This window comes from Paenibacillus pabuli NBRC 13638 (assembly GCF_001514495.1).
GTDB lineage: Bacteria > Bacillota > Bacilli > Paenibacillales > Paenibacillaceae > Paenibacillus > Paenibacillus pabuli.
In genome coordinates this window covers 75355-98546 of record NZ_BCNM01000017.1, presented here as the reverse complement: position 1 = coordinate 98546, position 23192 = coordinate 75355, and the positions used below count along the sequence as shown (strand labels likewise).

At 46.1% G+C, this 23192-nt stretch carries 21 protein-coding genes; all 21 read right to left on the bottom strand.

Annotated features, from left to right (window positions below):
- Positions 1-292 precede the first annotated feature (292 nt).
- Positions 293-1030 (bottom strand): regulatory protein RecX, encoded by a 738-nt coding sequence (locus tag PPA03S_RS21935; RefSeq protein ID WP_062326114.1) that lies wholly within the window; start codon positions 1028-1030, stop codon positions 293-295.
- A gap of 327 nt (positions 1031-1357) precedes the next feature.
- A complete protein-coding gene (gene recA / locus PPA03S_RS21930; RefSeq protein ID WP_062326113.1) occupies positions 1358-2422 on the bottom strand; it encodes a recombinase RecA in 1065 nt (354 codons plus the stop codon).
- Positions 2423-2660: 238 nt separating this feature from the next.
- Positions 2661-3917, bottom strand: a complete 1257-nt coding sequence (locus PPA03S_RS21925) for a competence/damage-inducible protein A (protein ID WP_062326112.1) — start codon at positions 3915-3917, stop codon at positions 2661-2663.
- A gap of 107 nt (positions 3918-4024) precedes the next feature.
- The gene (pgsA, locus tag PPA03S_RS21920; RefSeq protein ID WP_062326111.1) at positions 4025-4612 is read right to left on the bottom strand and encodes a CDP-diacylglycerol--glycerol-3-phosphate 3-phosphatidyltransferase; all 588 of its coding nucleotides are present in this window, start codon (positions 4610-4612) and stop codon (positions 4025-4027) included.
- A 322-nt stretch (positions 4613-4934) separates the two neighbouring features.
- A complete protein-coding gene (locus PPA03S_RS21915; protein ID WP_062326110.1) occupies positions 4935-5426 on the bottom strand; it encodes a YajQ family cyclic di-GMP-binding protein in 492 nt (163 codons plus the stop codon).
- A 152-nt stretch (positions 5427-5578) separates the two neighbouring features.
- Positions 5579-5743, bottom strand: a complete 165-nt coding sequence (locus tag PPA03S_RS33400) for a hypothetical protein (RefSeq protein WP_167666083.1) — start codon at positions 5741-5743, stop codon at positions 5579-5581.
- Between the two features lie 73 nt (positions 5744-5816).
- Complete coding sequence (locus PPA03S_RS21910) at positions 5817-6902, bottom strand: helix-turn-helix domain-containing protein (RefSeq protein WP_062326109.1); 1086 nt, start codon at positions 6900-6902, stop codon at positions 5817-5819.
- Positions 6903-6975: 73 nt separating this feature from the next.
- Positions 6976-7743, bottom strand: a complete 768-nt coding sequence (locus tag PPA03S_RS21905; RefSeq protein ID WP_062326108.1) for a DUF3388 domain-containing protein — start codon at positions 7741-7743, stop codon at positions 6976-6978.
- Positions 7744-7941: 198 nt separating this feature from the next.
- Entirely contained in the window at positions 7942-8205 is a 264-nt protein-coding gene (locus PPA03S_RS21900) for a DUF3243 domain-containing protein (RefSeq protein WP_062326107.1), read from the bottom strand.
- Positions 8206-8380: 175 nt separating this feature from the next.
- Complete coding sequence (gene ymfI, locus PPA03S_RS21895; protein ID WP_062326106.1) at positions 8381-9151, bottom strand: elongation factor P 5-aminopentanone reductase; 771 nt, start codon at positions 9149-9151, stop codon at positions 8381-8383.
- Position 9152: 1 nt separating this feature from the next.
- Positions 9153-10433 (bottom strand): EF-P 5-aminopentanol modification-associated protein YfmH, encoded by a 1281-nt coding sequence (gene yfmH / locus PPA03S_RS21890; protein ID WP_062326105.1) that lies wholly within the window; start codon positions 10431-10433, stop codon positions 9153-9155.
- A 3-nt stretch (positions 10434-10436) separates the two neighbouring features.
- Complete coding sequence (gene yfmF / locus PPA03S_RS21885; protein ID WP_062326104.1) at positions 10437-11717, bottom strand: EF-P 5-aminopentanol modification-associated protein YfmF; 1281 nt, start codon at positions 11715-11717, stop codon at positions 10437-10439.
- A 128-nt stretch (positions 11718-11845) separates the two neighbouring features.
- Complete coding sequence (gene sleB / locus PPA03S_RS21880; protein WP_062326103.1) at positions 11846-12673, bottom strand: spore cortex-lytic enzyme; 828 nt, start codon at positions 12671-12673, stop codon at positions 11846-11848.
- Between the two features lie 187 nt (positions 12674-12860).
- Positions 12861-15599, bottom strand: a complete 2739-nt coding sequence (locus PPA03S_RS21875) for an FtsK/SpoIIIE family DNA translocase (RefSeq protein ID WP_062326102.1) — start codon at positions 15597-15599, stop codon at positions 12861-12863.
- 90 nt (positions 15600-15689) lie between these two features.
- Positions 15690-15920, bottom strand: coding sequence for a YlzJ-like family protein (locus PPA03S_RS21870; RefSeq protein WP_062326101.1), 231 nt, complete (start codon positions 15918-15920; stop codon positions 15690-15692).
- Positions 15917-16624 (bottom strand): ClpP family protease, encoded by a 708-nt coding sequence (locus PPA03S_RS21865; RefSeq protein WP_245683701.1) that lies wholly within the window; start codon positions 16622-16624, stop codon positions 15917-15919. The genes PPA03S_RS21870 and PPA03S_RS21865 overlap by 4 nt, the downstream gene beginning before the upstream one ends.
- A gap of 281 nt (positions 16625-16905) precedes the next feature.
- Positions 16906-18585 carry a ribonuclease J gene (locus tag PPA03S_RS21860; RefSeq protein ID WP_024630273.1) on the bottom strand — a complete coding sequence of 560 codons (1680 nt, stop codon included), beginning with the start codon at positions 18583-18585 and terminating at the stop codon, positions 16906-16908.
- Positions 18586-19060: 475 nt separating this feature from the next.
- Positions 19061-19936, bottom strand: a complete 876-nt coding sequence (gene dapA, locus PPA03S_RS21855) for a 4-hydroxy-tetrahydrodipicolinate synthase (RefSeq protein ID WP_062326100.1) — start codon at positions 19934-19936, stop codon at positions 19061-19063.
- A 47-nt stretch (positions 19937-19983) separates the two neighbouring features.
- A complete protein-coding gene (gene dapG / locus PPA03S_RS21850) occupies positions 19984-21201 on the bottom strand; it encodes an aspartate kinase (protein WP_062326099.1) in 1218 nt (405 codons plus the stop codon).
- Between the two features lie 411 nt (positions 21202-21612).
- Positions 21613-22209 (bottom strand): dipicolinate synthase subunit B, encoded by a 597-nt coding sequence (locus tag PPA03S_RS21845; protein WP_062326098.1) that lies wholly within the window; start codon positions 22207-22209, stop codon positions 21613-21615.
- Positions 22206-23105, bottom strand: coding sequence for a dipicolinate synthase subunit DpsA (dpsA, locus tag PPA03S_RS21840; protein ID WP_062326097.1), 900 nt, complete (start codon positions 23103-23105; stop codon positions 22206-22208). The genes PPA03S_RS21845 and dpsA overlap by 4 nt, the downstream gene beginning before the upstream one ends.
- Between the last annotated feature and the right edge of the window lie 87 nt (positions 23106-23192).

The window sequence follows — 23192 nt, the reverse complement described above, 5'->3', positions numbered from 1 at the left end:
GGTTCCTCCAAGGCACTCCTTGGGTCAATTTGCGGTTTTCAAACCTTACATATGTGTGGGAATAACGAATACTCACGGCGATCCCCCGCCGATTCTCATTTCACATGTACATGCTTCCATGTACTATTCACCGTTTCCAGCGAACCCATAATCATGAATGGTATAAATCTTTAAAAACAGAAACCGCTTTTTTGGAAGGAAAAAGGGTTGTCCATTTCTTACAGACTCATGTCCATTTTAGTATTTGACGAAAGAAATTGTCAAGAGAATGCAGTATAGAGAGTCCTCTCTGCTAATCCCATAACAAAGCTTCGTCATCTTCGGGGTCCCCCGCCTCGTCTTCTTCAATTAAACAATTCACGACCCGGCGCACCATATCCATGGAAAAACCCCGCCGCATCAAGAAGGGAAGCGTTTTACGTTTCTTTTCCTTGATATCTCCTTTGACCTGATTCCATTTTTTGCGTCCTGCGGTCAAAGCAGTCTCAAATTCCGCATCCGCACTTACACCTTCCAACGCTTCCGCAATGAGCTCACTGGCAATGCCCTTTTGACGCAGCTCTTGCCTTATCCACAGTTTTCCCTTCCGCTGGCCCTCCATACGCTGTCTGGTCCATTCCTTCGCGAACTGTTCATCATCGACCAAATCCTCCCTCTCAAGCCGATCCAGCGCCTCTTCAATCAAAGGTGCAGCAAACTCCTTCTGACGAAGCTTCTGACTTAATTCGTGGCGTGTGCGTGGTTTATGTTCAAGATATCGCAAAGACTGCACATACGTCCGTTGACGCTCGTCAGCTACAATGATATCTTCCAAGTCCTTCTTCATAAACGTATTGCCTCGGGTCATCCTGTATTTAATCATCACATCTTCAAGAACCGTGATTGAATATAAACCAAAAGTAATTCGGTAACGAGCTTCTCTGCTCTTTGTACGTTCAACCCGTGTGATGGTAAGTTCTTCGTTATCCGGGAATTGAGAGATTCCCTCAAACTCTGCTTCTTCATATAAATCCTCATCATGTTGATCCATTCAGTTCTCCCCTTCCACATCGCTTGGTGCTGGACTGCATGTCCTTCTCAAAGCACACAGCCAAACAAAAGACTTCTTAAAATAATAAACATAGCACATCTTGCTTGAGACCAAGCGGCTTCACTAAAGTACGCTTAATGTATCTGACAGAAGACATCCGGCTAATACAAAAGGCCGGAAACAGTGTCCGGCCTTTCACTAATAATAAGCGTGCCAACAGCCCCTGCCCATTCGGACAGAGGCTGTTGGACAGCGCGAGTACATACCGGTTACCTTAGCAGCTAGATCAAGCCAGGCTCAATTAAACAAGCTTCGGAGTCCAGAGGGTTACTCGTTAATTTCAAATAATTCTTGTTCTTCTGCCGCTTCTTTTTGTTGATCTTCAGTCGTTGGCGCAGGAACAGCAGTTGTCAGGTTGCTGGCTTCACGAATTTTTTGTTCAATGATTTCAGCAATCTCTTTATGCTCTTTCATGAACTGCTTCGCATTCTCACGGCCTTGGCCTAAACGCTCGCCTTCGTAGGAGTACCAAGCACCACTTTTATTAACGATATCCAGCTCTGTACCAATGTCAATGATACTGCCTTCTCTCGAAATGCCTTCACCGTACATGATATCCACTTCCGCTTGTTTAAACGGAGGTGCAACTTTGTTTTTCACGACTTTAATACGTGTACGGTTACCAATCATGTCATTTCCTGATTTGATACTCTCAATACGGCGTACATCCAGACGTACCGTGGAGTAAAATTTCAGGGCACGACCCCCAGGTGTCGTCTCTGGGTTACCAAACATTACACCGACTTTTTCACGAAGTTGGTTGATAAAGATCGCAATTGTTTTGGATTTGCTGATTGCCCCAGACAACTTACGTAACGCTTGAGACATCAAACGCGCTTGCAAACCGACATGGGAATCACCCATCTCACCTTCAATTTCTGCTTTTGGTACCAGTGCAGCCACAGAGTCAATAACGACAATATCCACAGCGCCACTACGTACAAGAGCTTCTGCAATTTCAAGCCCTTGCTCACCCGTATCTGGCTGAGACAGAAGCAATTCGTCAATGTTAACCCCAAGTTTACTTGCATATTGTGGGTCAAGAGCGTGCTCGGCATCAATAAATGCAGCTTGTCCACCCACTCGTTGTACTTCAGCAATCGCATGCAATGCTACAGTTGTTTTACCAGAGGATTCAGGTCCATATATTTCAACAATACGGCCTTTAGGCAAGCCGCCTGTTCCTAATGCAATATCCAAAGCCAAGGAACCGCTGGGTATAATTTCCACATTCATGTGAGTCGACTCACCCAGTTTCATGATGGATCCTTTACCAAATTGCTTCTCTATTTGACGGAGCGCCATATCAAGCGCGGCACGACGGTCTGACAATAAGCTCACACCCTTTACTGTTTATAAGATAATGATACCTTGTTTTTACACGTTTGCCAAGCTTTTTTTCGAACATACATTCGTTTTTTTTTGTGAAGGCCGAGGCGCCTCTTCCTCAGGGAAACTTTCCAATAAACAGAAAAAAGAACCGTAAACAAGGCTCTAAAGCCTGATTCTACGGTTCTTCCGTCTTTTTTAAGTATACTTGCTTCCACCCGCAAATGCAATCCGGGGTGCTTTAGTCCCTTTCCACAAGTTTACGCCACAAACGGTAGAGAATCGCTTTTGCTGAACGGATGCGAACCGTCTCCCGATTTCCATTAATGCGCAGTTCATGAATTTCTGTTTCTTTTCCACGTTCAGCGAGCGCAATAAAAACAAGTCCTGGCGGTTTCCGTTCCGAATACCCCGGCCCAGCGACACCTGTAACAGACAGACCAAAATCTGCATCCCCGATCATGCGGATTTGCTCTGCAAGCACTTTGGCAACTTCCGGGCTTACTGCGCCAGGTGCATCTTCACCTTCCAGATAGTCATGCGGCACATGGAGCAACTTTTCCTTGATCTCATTGGAATAACATACAATTCCGCCCTTAAGCATGGAGGCACTGCCAGGAACTGAAGTCAGGCTCTGCATGACAAGCCCTCCTGTGCAGCTCTCCGCCGCGCTAAGAGTCAGACCCATATCAGACATCATGGTTACAATAGTGTACTCTATAGGCACATCCTCGTTCGCGTAGAGATGTTCTGGCAATCGTTCCCGAATCTGAACTTCCATGGCATCCAGCTTCAGCTTGGCCTCACTCTCACTCGGAGCCTTGGTGGATACCCGTACCGTAACTTCTCCCTCACTTGCATAGGGGGCAATCGTAGGGTCTGTCTGTGTATCAATGAGATCAAGGAGACGGTCTTCCAATGCTGACTCGCCAATCCCTGCAAACTTCAGCATTTTTGAATAGATCGGCATTTCTTCTGTAAGTACATGCTGGAACAACCATGGTTTGACTTCCTGCTCAAACATGGGAATGAGCTCTTTCGGTGGGCCAGGCATTACCACATAATGTTTGCCATTGTCAGATATCGCATTACCTGCGGCAAGACCTGTTTCGTTCGCCAGCGGTGTTCCGCCCTCTATAACGATCGCCTGACGACGATTATTTTCTGTCATGTCCACGTTGCGGTCTCGGAAGAAGCTCTCAATTTTGTCCATGGCCATTCGATCTATATGCAGCTTCCGGTTCAAAACCTCCGCGATTGCATCCTTGGTCAGATCATCCTGTGTAGGACCGATGCCCCCGGAAAATAAAATGACGTCTGCACGTCCCTGAGCGATGCGAATGGCTTCACTAAGTCGATTCAGATTATCACCAACCACCGTTTGGAAATATACATCAATCCCGATCGCAGCCAACTCACGGGATAGATATCTGGCATTGGTATTCACAATTTGTCCAAGCAGCAGCTCTGTGCCAACTGCAATGATTTCTGCCTTCATTCAACATCCTCCTGTTCATGGTGAGTGATCAAAGGGCAATAGGATGTTTTCCTATTGCCCTTTGTGCAAATGATTCCTTCATGATTACCCATTTTTACCTCAAACAGTTACGCTTTTGATATATGGAGCAAATTTTTGTTTTTGATAAAGTAATCAATGCCTGACCAGATGGTAATAATCGCTGCAGCCCAAACGGCAATAACGTCTACGTGAACACCCGTGAATGAGAACGGGAAATTATTCAGTAATAGCAGCACAATAGCTACAATTTGCACGACAGTCTTCAACTTGCCCCAGGCACTTGCCGCGACAACCGACCCATCTAAAAGTGCAATCTGACGCAATCCGGTAACCGCAAACTCACGACTTATAATTACGACAGCAATCCAGGAATCCAACTTGCCCATTTCTACAAGTGAAATCAGCACCGCCGTAACCAACAGCTTGTCAGCCAGCGGATCAAGCAATTTCCCCAGGTTGGTGACCATATTATTTTTCCGTGCCAGATACCCATCAATTCCATCCGTACTGGCTGCAATGATAAAAATAACAGCCGCAATCATTTGATTATATGGAAGCGAGAAACTTCCCAATTGCAACGGTTCTGGATAAAACGGAAAATCAACGAGCAGGAACACCATTAAAAAAGGGATTAAGCAAATTCGTGCAAGCGTAATCCGGTTGGGTAAATTCACAAGACGCCCTCCCTCTTATCCTCCAATACTCCAAACATTCATCTTAATCCCGTATTCATCATCCGGAACAGGAATTTACAATTTTCGCTGTCAATCAGCACTACAGTGCCCTCACTATGTAAAAACGCAAAAAATAAAGTCAACCGCTCAAACGCAAAACCCGTTTAAAACGTTCCGGTGACTTCCAGAAAATGTACTGCTTTTCACAAAGTCAGCAAACGATGATGACTGGGCTTTGATGCTTATCTGCCAGCAATGCACACTTAGTATAATATACGCCAATTGCAGTGTCAAAAAAACAAACGAGCTGCAAAAAGCTATATTATTTGAAATTTGTATATTGCAAATCCAGTGGCAGATTCGCACCGTTTAACAGCTGCATGACTGCTTGCAAATCATTTTTACTTTTACCTGTTACCCGGAGCTGGTCACCCTGAATCTGACTTTTCACTTTCAACTTGGAGTCGCGAATCAGAATATTGATTTTTTTGGCGACATCCTGATCAATCCCCTGTTTGAAATTCAAACGCTGGCGGACTGTACCCGAAGAAGCCGGTTCTACTTTAGCGTAATCAATATTTTTTAAAGGTAAACCCCGTTTAGCCATTTTGGATTGCAGTACGTCAATGACAGCCTTGAGTTTGGTCTCATCATCAGATACGATCGTTAACGCATCCTTATCCAGTTTCAGACTGCTCTTGCTGCCCTTGAAGTCATAACGCGTGCCAATTTCCTTTTCCGTTTGTGTAACGGCATTTGTCAGTTCCTGCAAGTCCATTTTGGACACGATATCAAATGAATTTTCTGAACTCAAAACCAGTCACCCTTTCAGTTAATCGTATGTACTGTAACATTATAGAGGATAGGTCAAGTAAAAGTCTAATTTTACGAGGTATTTCAAAATAAAAAGCATTTTTGGCGCCACTTCAAGTGGTTGCCAAAAATGCTCGTCATACAACTGCCTTTCTAATAACGGCTGCGATTGGGTTGTCTAAACATATCGAGCACACCCAGAAGGATATGCGCAAGCCCAAAGCCCAAAATTCCGTAGCCCCAGGCAGATGGGGTCAAGTAATAACCCAGGAGGCTGACAATGATCCCTAAACCTGTTACGATCCAGCTGACTGTCACAGCCATCCACCTCACTTCACCAAAAGTTGACTGCAAGTTAAGACAAAATTATTGTCTCCCGCAGTCGACTTGGTTATTCGCCTCCAGTGGTGGAGCCGTCGGTTGATCCTTCTGTGCTATTACTAGTATTGCCTTCAAGTCCAGTGGAAGTAGCCGTACTTCCCGTGTCATCCCCAAGTTTTAAACGGATTCGGTTCGTCGCCTTCCCATCTGTTACGACCTGACCACCAACCTCAATGGTGGTCGCTGCAGCGTAACCGGACTTAATGTACATTCCTGTACTGTCCAATTCAAACGTATAGCTGTCACCGTCAGCGGTATTGCCATACTCCAACTTCTCTCCGCTAGAGTTTTCGCCTTTATATACTTCCAGCCAGCTATTTCCTGTTGCTTTAATCGTAACCGTTACAGGCTTACCCGCACTGCCGTTCACTTTAAAGTTCGTAATGTTGCCTGATTTCCCGTCTTCAGCGACGGTTACAGCAGATGACGGGTTTTCTGTTTGGTTATCCGTCGGGTTATCTTCATTCTCATCCGGCGTTCCCCCGTCCGTTTGTCCGTCCGTCTGCCCATCTGTCTGTCCTTCTGTCTGTCCATCTGTAGTTCCGCCACCGTTACCGCCGGCCTTACCTTCATTGGTTTGCCCGCTTCCTGATTCATCAGCTGGAGGATTAGAAGCCTGGCCATTATCTACAGGCTTATCCGGTTTATCCTGAGGTTGCTGCTGGCTGTCTGTAATCTTGGTCTCATCCAGCCCTTGTGTATCCGAATCATCCTTGTTCATCACGACATACACATACAACAGCACAAGAATTAAAATCGGAAATGTCCACATTAATGCAACGGACATCCAACGGTTACTGCGTTCAACCGGACGACTTGAACGCTTCTGAATAACCGGTTCCATTGTTGCTTCCGTTTCCTCTGCAGGTACATCTTTTTTATGTCCCTCCAGCAGCTCATCAGGATTCAGTCCCACCGTTTCCGCATAGGTTTTGATAAAAGCACGCACATAGAAGCTGCCAGGCAGCACTTTATAGTCTCCTGCTTCTATGGCCTCCAAATACCTCTTGCGAATTTTAGTCATTTCCTGTACATCGTCAAGACTCATCCCTTTTTGCAGCCGGGCCTCTCTTAACTGCTGACCCAGTTCAGACATGCCATCTCCTCCTTATGTTTATCTCTTAAGTTGTTGCTTGTTGCTTGTGTATTCCATGATTCCGTACGGAGCGTTACAGTTCGTCGGTGTAGCTGCCCGTAAACGTATCATAAATAATTTCTTCATTTGGATTGTTGCGAAGTTCGATAATAATGTCAAAATCGTTAAAATCATATTCGGACTCCTGGACAAAAATGTCCGGATGTTCAATGACTTTGGTGCTAGGCATCGTCATAATATCCTGTAACAAATTATAATGCCGTTCACTTGAACGAATGGTACTGACAATCCCATCAATGATAAATACATTGTTTGGGTTCAATTCGTCCTCCGATAGTTGGCTCCTTATGGTTTGACGAAGTAAAGTGGAAGAAACAAACGTCCAGCGTTTCATCGCACATACGCTGCCCGCAATTATGGATTCCGTTTTGCCGACACGCGGCATCCCCCGCAGTCCGATAACCTGATTGCCTTCCCTTTTAAATACTTCACCCAAAAAGTCCACAAGTAACCCAAGTTCGTCCCGTGTGAAACGAAACGTCTTGCGGTCGTCCGAATCACGGTCAATATAGCGACCATGCCGAACAGCCAAAATATCTACCAGCTTTGGTTGACGCAAAGCAGAAACCGTTATACTGTTCACTTTGCCAAGCATTTCACCCAGCAGACGAATCTTCTCATCATCATCCGATTCCAGCAGCATGCCCCGGGTTTTGCCCTCGACACCGTTGATGGTCAATATATTCACTTCAAGCATCCCCAGCATAGAGGCAATATCCCCTAGCAGACCGGGTCTGTTCTTATGTATTTTATATTCCATGTACCATTGTTTAGATTCCATTTCAACACCCCGTAAAGCATTATTCCACATTATTCGACAGCAACAGAACGCATCCACTGGACGGCAATCTGAGACATCTTCTAAAAATGGGTCACGTTAATGATATATAAAATGAAAATGAATTACAAGAACAGCTCTGTAATCCGTTTGTAATCATTAGAGAAAAGCCCCCTTGCGGGAGCTTTCCATCGGTGCAGCTTATGCGTTTTGTTTGGCCAGTTTGACCATCAGGCGCGCAATCGTACGACGCTCTTCTGCATCGCCGACATCCCATATTTCTTTCAATGCCCGGTTGGAATGGTTCGCTGGATCCACTTTCTCATCCAGAAAGTCACCGATTTCGTATGCAAGTTTGTTGATGGTTTCTTCATTCATCCCCATCTTTTCTGCTTGCTTCACGCGGTCACCCAAAAACTTCTTCCATGTGTCAAAACTTGAGAGCACTGTTTTTTCTGTTGACATGATAAATCCTCCTTAGCTGAAGCATGAGATTTAAAATCAACAGTTGTAATATGTGCTTTCTGAACATTTTATATACAAGCAATTTTAAAGTAATTGAAGATTGACTTTAACCAGCAGATTCAGCAGGAGCAGTTTCCCGAACATACACTCATAAAGGACTCCGAACCAATATTTATTAGGTGAGCCAGCCACCATTCGGACTTATAATCTGCCCATTAATGTACCCGGACTCGGGCAATGCAAGAAAGTACACCAGTGAAGATATTTCATCAGGCTGGGCTAGTCTGCCCGCCGGAATTTCCTCTTCCAGCATTTTCAGTTCGCTTTGATCCAAATGATTCAACATGGATGTCTGAACAGCACCTGGAGCAACGGCATTAACCGTTACACCAGATGGAGCCAGCTCCTTGGCTAAAGCTTTGGTGAATGCATTTACCCCGCCCTTGGTTGTGGAATACAACACCTCACAAGAGGCACCCGACAGTCCCCAAATAGATGACACGTTTATAATTCGACCGTATCTTTGTGAGATCATATGCTGCATCATTTCCTGCGTACACATAAACATGCCTTTCAGGTTAATTGCCATGACTTCATCCCAGATTTCTTCCGTAACATCAGACAGCATTCCATAATGTGAAATTCCCGCGTTATTGACCAGAATATCCGGCATAAGCCCATGGGATTCCAACTTCTCACGCATACGTTCAATTTGTTCCCGGCTCCGAAGATCCGCCGATACCGTCATCACTTTACCACTACCTTGTTCCATGCATCTTCTCGCTGCCTCATTGGCTGCTTCATGTGATTTCATGTAGTGGATGACTACATTCATGCCCACCTTCGCAAAGCGCTCAGCAATGGCTGCTCCAATGCCTCCACTCGCGCCCGTTACAAGTACTGTCATTTCCTTAATTGGCTTCAATTGTCCTGTTCCCCTCTCCATATCAAGGACTCACGACAAGCGATATTGCCAGCTGATCCCAGCGAATATGCTCTTTCAATCTGCGATTTACTTCTTCCAGGGTAAGCGACTCGTACAACGGGAGCATGTTGAAAAAATCACCACCACGGAATTGTTGACGTGTGAATTCATGCGCAATGTTTTCCGGAGAATTGAGCATACGCAAATATCCACCTATTTTCTTTTTGCGTGCGCGCTCAAAGTCAGTGACATCAAATCCTTTTTGGACCATAACATCAACTTCTTCTCGGATGCGGGCAAGTAATTGATCCGGGTCTTTGGTGTCCCCGCCAATTGCAGAAAAAGCATATTGAGGCGAACTGTTATACTCATATCCAAAACTGTCCGAAATCAGATCTTCATCATACAGTTTCTGAAACAACGGAGTACTGGAACCAAACAGCAAATCCATCATTAGCTTGGTTGTTATATCCCGGCGTAACAGGCCTTCTCCGGTAAGTCCCACATCCGTTTCTTTGAAACCAAACAGACATTTGGGAAGGGAAACTGCCAACTTTGCTTCACGTCTGGCTTCTCCCACTTGATCGGGTTCCGGTTCAAATATCCGCTTGATTTGCCCTTGAGGCTCGTAGTTTTTCTTCGCCTGGTTCGAACGAACCATATCCACTACTTCCTGCGGATCTACTCCACCCACGACGAACAGAAGCATGTTGCTCGGGTGATAAAAAGAGTTATAGCACGAATACAACGTTTCTTTGGTAATGGTGCCAATGGATTCAACGGTTCCAGCGATATCAATATGCACCGGATGTTTCTGATACATCGCTTCGATCAGGCCAAAGTAAACACGCCAATCCGGATTGTCCGCATACATATTAATTTCCTGAGCAATAATCCCTTTTTCCTTTTCCACATTCTGATCGGTGAAGTACGGATTTTGCACAAAATCAACTAATGTTTGTATATTTTCATTCACAAATTCCGTTGCTGAAAACAAATAAACGGTCTGATCAAAACTGGTAAATGCATTGGCAGATGCACCATGAGAAGCAAACGTGGCGAAGATATCACCTGTCGGTTCTTCAAACATTTTGTGTTCCAGAAAATGCGCAATTCCGTCCGGAACCTTTACTTCTTCCTGTCCTTCCACCTGAAAATGATTGTCGACTGAGCCGTATTTGGTTGCAAATGTGGCATATGTTTTCTGAAATCCCGGTTTTGGCAAAATATAAACATGCAGCCCGTTATCCATCACTTCATAATACAGCGTTTCCTGCAAACGATCGTATTTTATGCTCTCCACCGATTATTCCTCCTTCTCGTCACGCAAGAAATAAATCGTATCCAGACGGAATTGTTCTGCCGCCTCACGAACATTTTCTTTGCTGATTTGTTCTACCTGAGCCAGCAGTTCTTCGGCCGTCCGCTCTTTTCCAGATAACTGGCGGTTAAAATCATACGCAATCATCTCAAATGCAGAATCCTGCATTTCCTTAAGCAAATTACGAATCATCGCTTTGGTCTGGGACATCTCAAGGTCACTAATCATGCCATTTTTCATTTCATCCAGCTGCTGCTTGATGATCTTGACAGCTTTTTCGTAATTAGGGATTTCAATACCGGATTGGATGGTCGCAATTCCCTTATGACCGTCATAACGGGAGGATGCGTAATACGCCAGACTTTCTTTCTCACGGACATTAACGAACAGCTTCGAATGAGGATATCCCCCAAGAATACCGTTATACATTAATGCAGCTGCATACTGTTGGTCCCCATAAGTGATTGACGTACGCAATCCCATGTTAAGCTTGCCCTGGCTAACATTCAAACGTTCCACGACTGTTTCCACTTCTTTGTCCCCGCGAACGGCTTTCTGGGTCTTATAATTGACAGTAGAAGCACGATCCACATCAAAATAGCGTTGGACCAGGTCTTCTACCTCTTCCAGCGTGGTGTCACCTACCACATAAAGGTCCATACTCGCCTGCTGCAACCATTCCTGATATGAAGCGGTCAGTGTATCTGGTTCTATGCCGGGCAAATCCTTGCGCTCACCCAATGGGTGCAAGCGGTAAGGTTCGTTTTTGCACATTTCCTCAATGCTGCGTTCGGCTGCATAGCGCATTTTATCATTTACGATGGATTCTAGCTTTTTGCGGACAGTTTCCCGTTCAGCTTGTACATAAGATGTGCGGAAATGCCCATCCTCCTGTGCAGGACGTGTAAGCACTTCTCCCAAAAAGGCAAAAGAGCGATCCAATAATTGCTCATCCCCACCAACAAACGAATCATTGATCGTATCCATGCGGAACTGTACGATTTGGTAATCCCCACGCTTGTAGACATCAAAACCAAACCCCGCTCCATACAAATGCTCCAACTGTTCTCGAAATTGTGTCGTTTCCGGATACGATTCGGTCCCACGTCGAAGCACAAAAGGCGTTAAGGCTACTTTGGTAACCGTATCTTCCCGCAGAGGTACCCCTGCGTAAAGTGATATTGCAAATGTCTTGAAGCGTTTCGTAGGAAGAACATGTATGCGGAACTCTTTTCGGCTGCCTCGTTCGAATCCTGATGTATTCAAAAGTCAAAACCCCTTTACGGCGTCATTTGTCATGCGATAATGGTGAAGCGTAAACGTAACAACCATTTTAACCCAATCAAAAGGCAAGAAGCAACCGAAGTCACGCCTTCTGGTTGCTTCCAAGATCATCACATACAGAATATATGCTGCCCGATTGTTTTCACCTGAGGACGTGTCCAGATCCATTTGGAAGTTGCGGTCTTCGGATTAAAATAATAGAGGCAACCACCAGATGGGTCCCAACCATTCATTGCCTGTTCAACAGCTTTTTTGGCCTGTGCATTCGGCTCCAGATAGATCTGGCCGTCTGCTACAGCTGTAAATGCACCCGGCTGGAAGATAACGCCTGAAGGTGTATTCGGAAAACTTGGTGATTTAACGCGATTCAGAATAACTGCTGCAACTGCCACTTGGCCTTCAAAGGGTTCTCCGCGAGATTCACCATATACGGCATTAGCCATAATTTTGATTTCGTTCTCAGACAAACCCATGGAATTCGCTGAACCCATGTTGTCTTGCTCTTTGTCTGCATTATTGTTATTGCCGCCATCTCCTGAAGCTTGATCTTTGTGCAGCGGCGTTTCTGTTGGCGACCACTGTTTGGAAGCATTGTACAGTTTCAGCTTGGTTTTGGCTCCAACCACTCCATCTGCCTTCATGCCAAATTCAGATTGAAACCATTTTACCGATTTCAGTGTACTGCTGCCAAAATTGCTATCGATTTTACCATTGTAAAATCCCAAATACTTCAGCCGCCCTTGCAACTCATATACATCCTGACCATAACTTCCGTATTTCACGGCGTTGGTACTAAAGGTGGGCAGGGAGTTTTCCTCAACCTGCGGGGTATTCTGGTTCGGACTTTCAGTTGCTGTATTCCCAGGAAGCAAATAACGAATTCCCAATGCGGACATCAGCAAAATAGCAGTGAAAAGCCATATGTTCATTTTTCGCATCGACTGTGCTCTACCTTTCTCTTGTGGGATTAACAGAATCGCTAACGTTATTATGACAAGCACACTTCGTTCCTATGCACCAAATCATCCGATCATTGGACATCATGGTAAAACTTCAGTCCTCTGGCATGCAAAAAGCCCCCAACCAATATGGTTGAGGACTCAATCTTGTGCATATACATGTGTATTAAGAACTTATTTTGTTCTGCTGGTACTGCTCCAAGGAGACCAGCACTTCCCTTGGTTTGCTGCCCTCGTAAGGACCAATTACGCCCCTGGCTTCCATAGAGTCAATCAGACGCGCTGCACGTGTATAACCGACCCGCATTCGACGTTGCAGCAGAGAGACAGATGCTTGTTTAGCCTCCAAAATAATCTGTACCGCCTGTTCATACAACTCATCCTGTACTTCATCTGCCGCTTGAATGGAATCATCCACCTCAGGCACGATGGATTCGTCATACTGCGCTTCCCCTTGTCCACGCACATAATTCACAATATTTTCAACTTCCTCATCACTCATGAAAGCTCCCTGAACACGAACAGGCTTCGAAGCTCCCATTGGCATGAACAACATATCCCCACGACCCAACAGTTTCTCGGCCCCACCCATATCCAGAATGGTTCGAGAATCGACTTGTGATGATACACCGAAGGCAATTCGGGACGGAATATTAGCTTTAATAACGCCGGTAATAACGTCCACAGATGGGCGCTGTGTAGCAATGATCAGATGAATGCCAGCTGCACGCGCCATCTGAGCCAAACGAGCGATCGCATCTTCCACATCACCTGCCGCGACCATCATCAGGTCGGCCAACTCGTCCACGATAACAACGATGTAAGGCAAAACTGCTGCAGGATTATCTTTCATCAGGTTGTTGTAACCTTCCACATTACGTGTACCCGATTTGGAGAACAACTCATACCTTTTCTCCATCTCAACAACAATCTTTTTGAGAGCCAACGAAGCTCTTTTGGGATCCGTAACGACCGGTGCCATCAGATGCGGAATCCCATTATATACGTTAAGTTCGACCATTTTGGGATCGACCATCAGAAATTTCACTTCATCCGGTTTCGCTTTGTAAAGGATGCTGGTAATAATACCGTTGATACAAACTGATTTACCTGAACCCGTAGCACCAGCTACCAGCAAATGGGGCATACGAGCCAAATTACCGATAATCGTCTGCCCGGAGATATCTCGTCCAAATGCAATGGTTACTTTGGACTCCGCATCCTGGAATGTGGCTGTCTCCATGACTTCCCGCATCGTTACGACAGATACCTCTCCATTGGGCACCTCGATACCGATCGCAGATTTACCAGGAATCGGCGCTTCCATCCGAATATCTTTAGCCGCCAAGGCTAATGCAATATCGTCTGTCAAACTTACTATTCTGCTAACCTTCACACCAATATCAGGTTGAATTTCATAACGTGTAACCGCAGGACCTCTAACTACTTCTAGCACTTTGGCGCGAACACCGAAGCTCTCGAGCGTCGCTTCCAGCTTGCGTGCGGTCTGCATATAATCCTTTTGGTCCCCTCCCTTGCCTCCATTGTTCGGCTTGGAAAGCAGGCGGAACGAGGGAAGCTTATACGGTTTAGGAGGTGGTGGCGGTGGCTTCACAGGCTGTATTTCCTGCCCCTCTGCATCCGGAACGCCAGCTTCTTTAGCGGCATTGCTCAGGGTGGATTCTTCATCCATAGCACCCTCGATAGCGTCCATCACATCTGTCCCGGTATGTCCCGCTCCAGACCACTCATTGGTATCCACCAGTTCATCTGAAACCTTGATTGGAGGCTCGTCTCCATGCATATTATCCGTCAGATCATCCGGGAAAGGATAGGCATCGTCCAAGTCATCCTCTTTACTTGCATCCTCGGCTCTGACATGTTCAAAGAAATCACGGATAATTGGAGCTGAATTGGGCCTCGATTGTACAGGAATGGCTGCGGGAGCCGTTGCGTCGGATGCGACAATCGGCTCATCATGCCACGAATCAGCAAGCTTATCTTGATCAGCACGATATACGACCTGCTCAGAGTGCAAAGCATCATTTTCCTGATCCAATTCCCGTTCCGCTTTAGCCTGTTCCCGATCAGAACCCCATTTGCCGAAAAGCTGGAAAAATATTGGCGCTTTCCGTTTGGGCAGATGCTGATCTGGCATGTCTTCTTCATCCTCTTCATAATCATCCACCGGAACAGGGACCACTTTACGGGTGTTTCCGTTCTTCTTGCCCGCAGAACTAGGTACAGTGCGTGCTGCCGGTCTAGACTCCAGCTTCTTGTACATTGCACTTCCAGCATCCCATACCTTGGTTCGGAATATTCGAATCAGATCGACATAGGAAAGATTGGTAACCAGCATGAAACTGATAATGAACATGACGATCATAATCAATCGTGCCCCCAAACTGCCAAACAGCCACAGGAACAAAGCAAACTGCGCTGCTCCAATATAACCGCCGCTGATATCCTTATTGAGCATGGAATCCCGTTCTCCTGGTGCAGCAGGCGTGAGCAACTCGGTTTGCATATCATTATGTATCTGCGTAATTACGGCACCAGGCTCAAGCGCACCGACCGGAATAAGCTTCTGGTGCATGGCAGAGACCGTACTCATCATGGTCAGGGCAAACACCAGCAATACAAGCCCTGTCTTCCGCGTTGTCCAACCGCTTGGCCATTTCCGATGAATCATCACCATTAGACCATAGTAAATTCCTATAAGCGGAATCGCAAAATAGAACTTGCCAAGCATCAATCCAAACATCTTGGACAGCGAACGTCCTACGGTCGCTTCACCCGACAAAGCAATGACAGCAAGGGTAATAAGCACAATCCCGTAAATTTCATATTTTAAAACGCCGCTAAAGGCTGCGGCCTTTTTTTTCCTCTTTTTTCTTCTGGCCAAAATCAGGTCACCCCCAGAAGAATATTATACCATACAAATATAATCCGTACATATGTTCTTTTCCTGCTCAATTTGTCTTATTTCGTCACGTTATGTTGGCCCCGGGTTACCTGAAAGAGGAACAGTAGAACCAGGCATATTTGCAGGATTCAGATAAGCTTCCAGTGGGCAATCGAGCAAACGTACAATGACAGCTTCATTTTCATTTACAGGTCTGACCTGCATCAATAATCCGTTCATTTTGATCTCCCGGGTGTCTTCTGCCTCTTTCCACATCCCTGACCACAATTGTTCAGGCGGCATCACTGTATAGAGTGTCATTGGGTATAACCTCCTGCCTGCAGCGTCTGTCTTTTGTCCCCTATGAGCTGATTTAACTGAGCGATGGCCTGGCCTATCCCGCCTACGGCATCCATTAATCCGTATTTAACCGCATCTGCACTTCCCACAGCTGTACCGATATCCCGGTTGAGTTCACCTGTCTTAAACATGAGTTCCTTGAACATATCCTCGGAAATATTCGAATGTGATGTCACAAATCTTACAACCCGTTCCTGCATCTTCTCCATATATTCAAAAGTCTGTGGAACACCGATGACTAGCCCGTTCATACGAATTGGATGAATGGTCATGGTTGCACTTCCCGCGATCAGAGAATAGGTAGAGGCAACCGCAATTGGAACCCCAATGCTGTGTCCACCTCCAATAACGACTGTAACCGTTGGTTTACTAAGCGAAGCAATCATTTCGGCAATAGCCAAACCAGCCTCCACATCTCCTCCCACCGTGTTCAAAATAATCAAAATGCCTTCAATACGCTGGTTCTGCTCAGCTGCAACCAGTTGTGGAATGATGTGTTCGTACTTTGTCGTTTTATTTTGCGGAGGTAAAATTAAATGTCCTTCCACCTGACCGATAATGGTCATACAGAAGATGTTGGATTCCCCTGCCGGTGATTGTGTTTGTCCAAATTGCTGGATTGCCTCTGTCACCGGAGACATGGCCTTTTCTTCCTGTCCAGGCATATCCGGTACTTCTACTTCCGGCTGATTCGATTTCGATGTCTGCTTGTTATTCATGTGTTCATTCATTCCATTTATCCCCTTCTCCAGAAACATTTAATGTATTTCCTTAGTATGGGGAATGTTCCATCAGCCTTATACCCGAATAATCATCAAATTCTCCATCAACTGATGTCTGGCCGGAAAAAAGCAAAAAAAGCCCCTTCTCTACGAGGAACCGTCCAATATTACTCGTAGAGAAGAGGCGACTGTGTGCCTGAATATATGTTTTTGTTAGTTATATTTTAAACTTCCATAATGATTGGCAAAATCATCGGTCTGCGACGAGTTTGCTCATACAAGAAGCGTCCGAGTGCATCTTTAACATTGGTTTTGAGTGAAGCCCATTCGTTAACGTTCTCACTCATCAACTTCTGCAATGTGCTGCTGACGATGCGATTGGCTTCATCAAGCAGTCCTTCCGATTCACGTACATAGACAAATCCACGGGAGATGATGTCCGGACCGGAAACAATTTTGCCATCCTGTTTGCTCAGTGTTACCACGACAACCAGAATACCATCCTGTGACAACAACTTACGATCACGCAATACGATGTTACCTACATCGCCTACACCCAAACCGTCAATCAACACGTTACCTGCAGTAACTTTACCTGCCTTGCGTGCTGCTCCGCCTTGAATCTCTACCACTTCACCGATATCCGTAATGAAGATGTTGTCCGGATCAATACCTACAGATTCAGCCAGTACCGCGTGGCGGCGCTGCATACGGAATTCACCGTGAATCGGCAAGAAGTATTTCGGTTTCATCAGGTTAAGCATCAATTTCAGCTCTTCCTGGCTACCGTGACCAGATACGTGAACACCACTATTTGCACCGCTGTAATGCACATTGGCACCCAAACGGAACAGTTCATCAATCGTACGGCCGACATATTTCTCATTACCTGGAACTGGTGTTGCTGCGATAATGACTGTATCACCTGGCAAAATATCCACCTTACGGTGAGTTGAACGAGCCATACGTGTCAATGCTGACATCGGCTCGCCTTGGCTACCTGTGCAGAGAATTACTACACGGTCAGCAGCCATTTTGCCTACTTCTTCCGGCTCAATGATCATACCGTCTGGAATCTCAAGGTAACCCAGTTCAGAAGCAATACCGACCACATTTACCATACTGCGACCAATAACTGCGACTTTACGTCCAGTTACTTCAGCTGCATTGATAACCTGCTGAATCCGGTGTACGTTGGAAGCAAATGTTGCGACAACGACACGTTGGCTTGCTTTGCGGAAAATATCTTCCAGAACGATACCCACATTTTTCTCCGAAGGTGTAAATCCAGGTTTCTCTGCGTTGGTACTATCGGACAAGAGAGCAAGTACGCCATTCGTACCGATCTGGGCCATACGCTGGAGATCTGCATATTGACCATTGACTGGAGTGTGGTCAAATTTGAAGTCACCAGTATGAACAACTGCGCCTTCAGGTGTTTCGACACATACGCCGACGGAATCCGGAATACTATGGTTAGTAGCGAAGAACGTTGCTTTCAATACAGAGCCGAGTTGGATCTCGGAATCGGCATCAATCAGGATGCGTTTGGTTTCACCGAGCAAATTGGCCTCTTTGAGCTTGTTCTCCACAAGTCCGAGCGTAAGTCTTGTTCCGTAAACGGGAACGTTCAGGTGTTTCAGAACATATGGCAGACCACCAATATGATCCTCATGTCCGTGAGTCAAAATAATTCCTCTTACTTTGTCACGGTTTTCAGTCAAGTAAGAAATGTCAGGAATGACAATGTCGATTCCAAGCATATCTTCTTCCGGGAATTTAAGACCAGCATCTACGACTACAATGTCGTTAGCGTATTGGATGACGTACATATTTTTACCAATCTCGCCTACGCCGCCCAAAGCAAAAATCATCAGTTTATCGTTGTTATTTTTCTTAGACAAATGAATCTAAACCTCCTATGGTAGTTGGACGTCGTACCTTATTATTTTATTGTAAGTTAAGAAAAGCAGTCCATTACACTCATGCCCGTAAATAGGGATGAATGCAAAAGAGCACCTTTATTCACGATATTTGGAAGAAGTTCTTCGAAGTTATTCCCCTTTACCAACTAGTTGGATTTGAAATGATCCTTCTTAGCCGTTCCTTCCTTTTTCACCATAAAGCCACACCAAGAAACGATGTCGCTTTCAATTTCAAAAAAATACCGCACCCAGTCACTTGACATCATTATACATGATTAAAAACAAAAAAAACAAGTCACTCTCTTGTTAACCTGTACGTTTGCCTCCAGTTGTGGAAAGAAATCTCACAATCACCGTAAAAAAAAGAACCGCATCCTCTTGGTGGAGGAGCGATTCTTCAGTAATTTCTATGGGTTTATAAAAGTTAACAATATAATGCCATAATCGTATGTTATTAGCTAAACAAGCCACGAATAAATGTTTGCTCATCCTCTGTTGGAGGAATCAGTGGCAAGCGTACAGATCCTACGTTCAGTCCACGTAATGTCAGAGCATATTTCACCGCTACAGGGTTCGGCAGAGGCTGCGGGCACTCAAACAGACCTTTGAATACCGGAAACAGCTGCTGATGGATCTGAGACGCCTGTACAGGCACACCACTGAAGAAGGCATCAATCATTTGTTTCATCTCAGCGCCTACGACATGGCTTGCGACGCTAACGATACCATAAGCACCTACTGCAATAGCAGGCAAGCCCGAAGCGTCGTCACCCGAATACACCCTGAAATGTTCCGGTGCACCTGCCGCAATCTGCGTGACTTGCTCCAACGATACACATTCCTTTGTAGCTACAATATTAGGAATCTGTGCCAAACGAAGCGTAGTTGCTGGCGAAAGACTTGCCGCCGTACGCCCAGGAACGTTATACAACATAACCGGCAAGTTCGTCGCGCTCGCAATGGCTTCAAAATGTCTAAACATTCCCTCTTGGCTTGGTTTGTTGTAATAAGGAACAACCAGCAAAACACCATCTACACCAGCACGTTCAGCGTCCTGAGTCAGATGGATGGAGTGGGCGGTATTATTGCTGCCTGTTCCGGCAATAATTTTGCACCGTCCTGCCGCATGTTTCACTGCGAATTCGAATAGTTCTACTTTTTCTTTGTCACTAAGCGTGGGAGATTCTCCTGTTGTTCCAGAAACAACGAGTGTTTCAGACTTTTGATCTACAATCAGATAGTCGATCAGACGTGCAGTTGCCTCCCAATGAATCTCCCCTTGCTCGTTGAACGGAGTGACCATTGCTGTAATCAATCTTCCAAAGTCCAATTCGATTCCTCCTTCAAAACAGGTCAGGCTCCGCTGACTTCACCTTGCTACAAATGAAGTTCGAAAGAGGCGTGAAGCGCCCTCAGAGCTTGAACCATATCTTCTTTTTTTACAAGTACCCAAATCGTTGTATTGGAATCTGCAGATTGCAGGATCTGGATGTCCGCCAGTGTCAAGGATTCAACGATCCGTGCCATAATGCCTGGCACTCCGTTAATGCCTCCACCGATGACGGAAACTTTGGCACAGCCAGAAAGACTTTGCGGTTTGAGACCAATTTCCTGCAATACATGTATGGCTTTCTCGGAATCACTGTCGAAAACAGTATAAACCACTCCCGAGGGGGTAACATTTATAAAATCTACACTAATCGAATTTTCAGCCATCGTTTTGAACACTTTCAGCTGCAGCCGATCTGCGCCACCCGGCACTTCCACCGTTATTTGCGTAACATTACTTACATAGGCGATTCCGGTAACATATCGATCAACTATGCCTGTCTGCACATCCTGGAATCCTTCTGGATGCGTGACCAACGTCCCTTCACTATCGTCGAAAGTAGACCTTACACGAACTGGAATCTGGGATTGCATCGCAATCTCGACAGCACGGGGATGAATGACCTTGGCCCCTTGATGGGCCATGTTGCATATCTCGGCATAACTCACCACAGTCAGCGGACGAGCATCCTCAACGATGCGTGGATCTGCCGTCAATATCCCATTCACATCCGTATAAATGTCCACCATCTCAGCCTGTAAAGCTGCACCAAGCGCTGTTGCTGACGTATCGCTTCCCCCACGACCAAGCGTCGTAAAGTCACCATTCTCGGTCTGACCCTGGAAGCCTGTAACAATGACAACACGCCCGCTCTGTAGCTGTTCCAGCACACGAATAGGACGGACATCCAAAATTCGGGCATTCCCGAAATTGTCGTCCGTCACAAAACCCGCTTGTGCACCGGTCAGCACTGTAGTTGGAATGCCTTCATGTTCGAGCAAACTGCTCAGAGTCGTCGCAGATATAATTTCACCACAGCACAGCAGTAAATCCTTTTCCCGTGCAGATAGTGCATTTCCGTTCTGTGCAGTCCAGTCCAGCAACGTATCTGTCGCATAGGGCTCACCGCGGCGACCCATCGCTGACACAACGACGACCAGACTTAATCCTGCTTCAAGTTCACGTTTAACATGACGGAGCACATGCTCTCTCGCCTGAACGGTGGAGAGAGACGTGCCTCCAAATTTCTGTACCATGATGCGCATCTTTATTCCTCCATTTGTGTACGCAAGAAGACTGGACATGGTTTAAATCAACAAATGGATTACCTAGGGAGCGTTCCGATGCGATAATTTCAGCAATGTATACGGCATTTTATGCCGCTCCTCTTGAAGACTGTGCCAGACAATCCCAATAAAGGCCGCGGTTGTTATCGAGATCACGACGTGCACATTCCCCATTCACACATCCCGCTTGCCAGGCTTTCGCTGCAAGCAGGAGTGTCCTTTAATGAAAGGAACACGGACACAGGTAAACTGTTTATCCCAGCATATCGTCCCCATGATTTTCTTTGTCTCTCCAACCCTATTCATTCTTCAAGCGTGTAACCGTTATCCCATACTAAGCCATTGCAGCACCTTATCTGACACAACCTGCTGAAAGACAAAGCTCAAATATCAAGCTTGTGCAAAACGCTGCACAATCATGGGCTGCAACTGCTTCCCTTCAAGCGCACTCCAGCATGCCTCCGGAATCAGCTCCATTTTGGCGACTAACGAGTTCGGTTTTTTTACCGGATCATCCTGCCCAAACGGCACAAAATACAAATATTTGGCCACAAGCAGTTTGGCAATATTCGCTGCATTCAACCCCAAACCGTCATTCGTAGAAATGGCGAGCACCAACGGACGCTGATTGCGCATCTGTGCTTTGGCTGCCATCAAAACAGGACTGTCGGTCATCGCGTTAGCCAGCTTGCTCGTCGTGTTGCCTGTGCATGGAGCGATTACGAGCACATCCAGCAGCTTGGAAGGTCCTAACGGCTCTGCCTCAACAATTGTAGAAATGATATCATTCCCCGTTATGTCTTTCAACTGTTTTTGCCAATTTTGCGCAGTCCCGAAGCGTGTATCCGTAGTCAGAACCGAATTGGATATAATCGGAACGACATTGGCACCTTCAGCCACAAATCGACTAATCACCGGCATAACCTCTTCAAACGTACAATGAGAACCTGTAATTGCATAACCTACCGTTTTTCCCTGCCAGTTCATTGTTCAACCTCCCGTGCGTTTTGTTCTTCCAAAAGCAAACGGATTAACGCGTCGGCAATAATGCCGCCAGCCGTTTTTGGAGCAACAATGCCGGGAAGGCCAGGTGCAAGCAGCGCTTTGATACCGCGTTTTTCGGCATACCTGAAATCACAGCCGCCAGGAGCGGATGCAAGGTCGATAATCACTGCTTTTTGCGGCATTCTGGACAGGATTTGTGCTGTGATTATCATAGTCGGTATTGTATTAAAAAGCAAGTCAACTTCCCCGGTTTGAGCGGCCAAATCCGTTGTCATGAAAGGCTTCCAGCCCATGATGGCAGCGCGCGCAGCATCCTCTCCGCGCCTGATTCCTACCCGTACATTTGCCCCAAGTCCCTGGAGCGTTTTGGCCATTGTAAACCCTGTTCGACCCAAGCCAAGCACCATGCATTCCGAACCGTGGATCGTGAAGTCCGTCTCCCGAATAGCCATGGCGATAGCCCCCTCGGCTGTCGGAATGGAGTTATAAAGTGCGATATCATCACGATCAAGTACTTCAACAAGCCGTAGACCATTTTCCCTGCAAAGATCGCGTAAAAACGGCTTTGCCATGCCGGTGAACACAGTACAATGTTCAGGCAATGCTGCAACATGTTCTTTTTTTAAAAAGATCGGTGTATCACTGAACGATGTACTCACTTTCCCCTGATCATCACACCCGACCACGGGGAGCACCAATACATCTGCCGAAGCGAACACTTCATCCACCATTTCCTGATGTTCGATACCCGGAATGGAGCGCTGCAACTTGTCGAAACCCACCACACTTACCGTAGCATCCAGCTCTGCGCATTTTTGAATGACTTCAAGCTGCCGCGCATCTCCGCCCAGGACTATAATCCGGACACCGGTCAGCATCGGGACGTCACTCCTTTCACCACATGTATGCCTTATCGTATGCAGTGGCCCACAGGGGGGTGAAACAATTGAACTTGCTACATTGCT

Bases quoted from the DNA above. Each gene is read 5' to 3' on its own strand.
- PPA03S_RS21935 (WP_062326114.1), bottom strand. From the start codon at position 1,030: ATGGATCAACATGATGAGGATTTATATGAAGAAGCAGAGTTTGAGGGA.
- PPA03S_RS21925 (WP_062326112.1), bottom strand. From the start codon at position 3,917: ATGAAGGCAGAAATCATTGCAGTTGGCACAGAGCTGCTGCTTGGACAA.
- PPA03S_RS21910 (WP_062326109.1), bottom strand. From the start codon at position 6,902: ATGTCTGAACTGGGTCAGCAGTTAAGAGAGGCCCGGCTGCAAAAAGGG.
- PPA03S_RS21905 (WP_062326108.1), bottom strand. From the start codon at position 7,743: ATGGAATCTAAACAATGGTACATGGAATATAAAATACATAAGAACAGA.
- PPA03S_RS21900 (WP_062326107.1), bottom strand. From the start codon at position 8,205: ATGTCAACAGAAAAAACAGTGCTCTCAAGTTTTGACACATGGAAGAAG.
- ymfI (WP_062326106.1), bottom strand. From the start codon at position 9,151: ATGGAGAGGGGAACAGGACAATTGAAGCCAATTAAGGAAATGACAGTA.
- sleB (WP_062326103.1), bottom strand. From the start codon at position 12,673: ATGCGAAAAATGAACATATGGCTTTTCACTGCTATTTTGCTGATGTCC.
- PPA03S_RS21870 (WP_062326101.1), bottom strand. From the start codon at position 15,920: ATGACACTCTATACAGTGATGCCGCCTGAACAATTGTGGTCAGGGATG.
- PPA03S_RS21865 (WP_245683701.1), bottom strand. From the start codon at position 16,624: ATGCCTGGACAGGAAGAAAAGGCCATGTCTCCGGTGACAGAGGCAATC.
- dapG (WP_062326099.1), bottom strand. From the start codon at position 21,201: ATGCGCATCATGGTACAGAAATTTGGAGGCACGTCTCTCTCCACCGTT.
- PPA03S_RS21845 (WP_062326098.1), bottom strand. From the start codon at position 22,209: ATGAACTGGCAGGGAAAAACGGTAGGTTATGCAATTACAGGTTCTCAT.
- dpsA (WP_062326097.1), bottom strand. From the start codon at position 23,105: ATGCTGACCGGTGTCCGGATTATAGTCCTGGGCGGAGATGCGCGGCAG.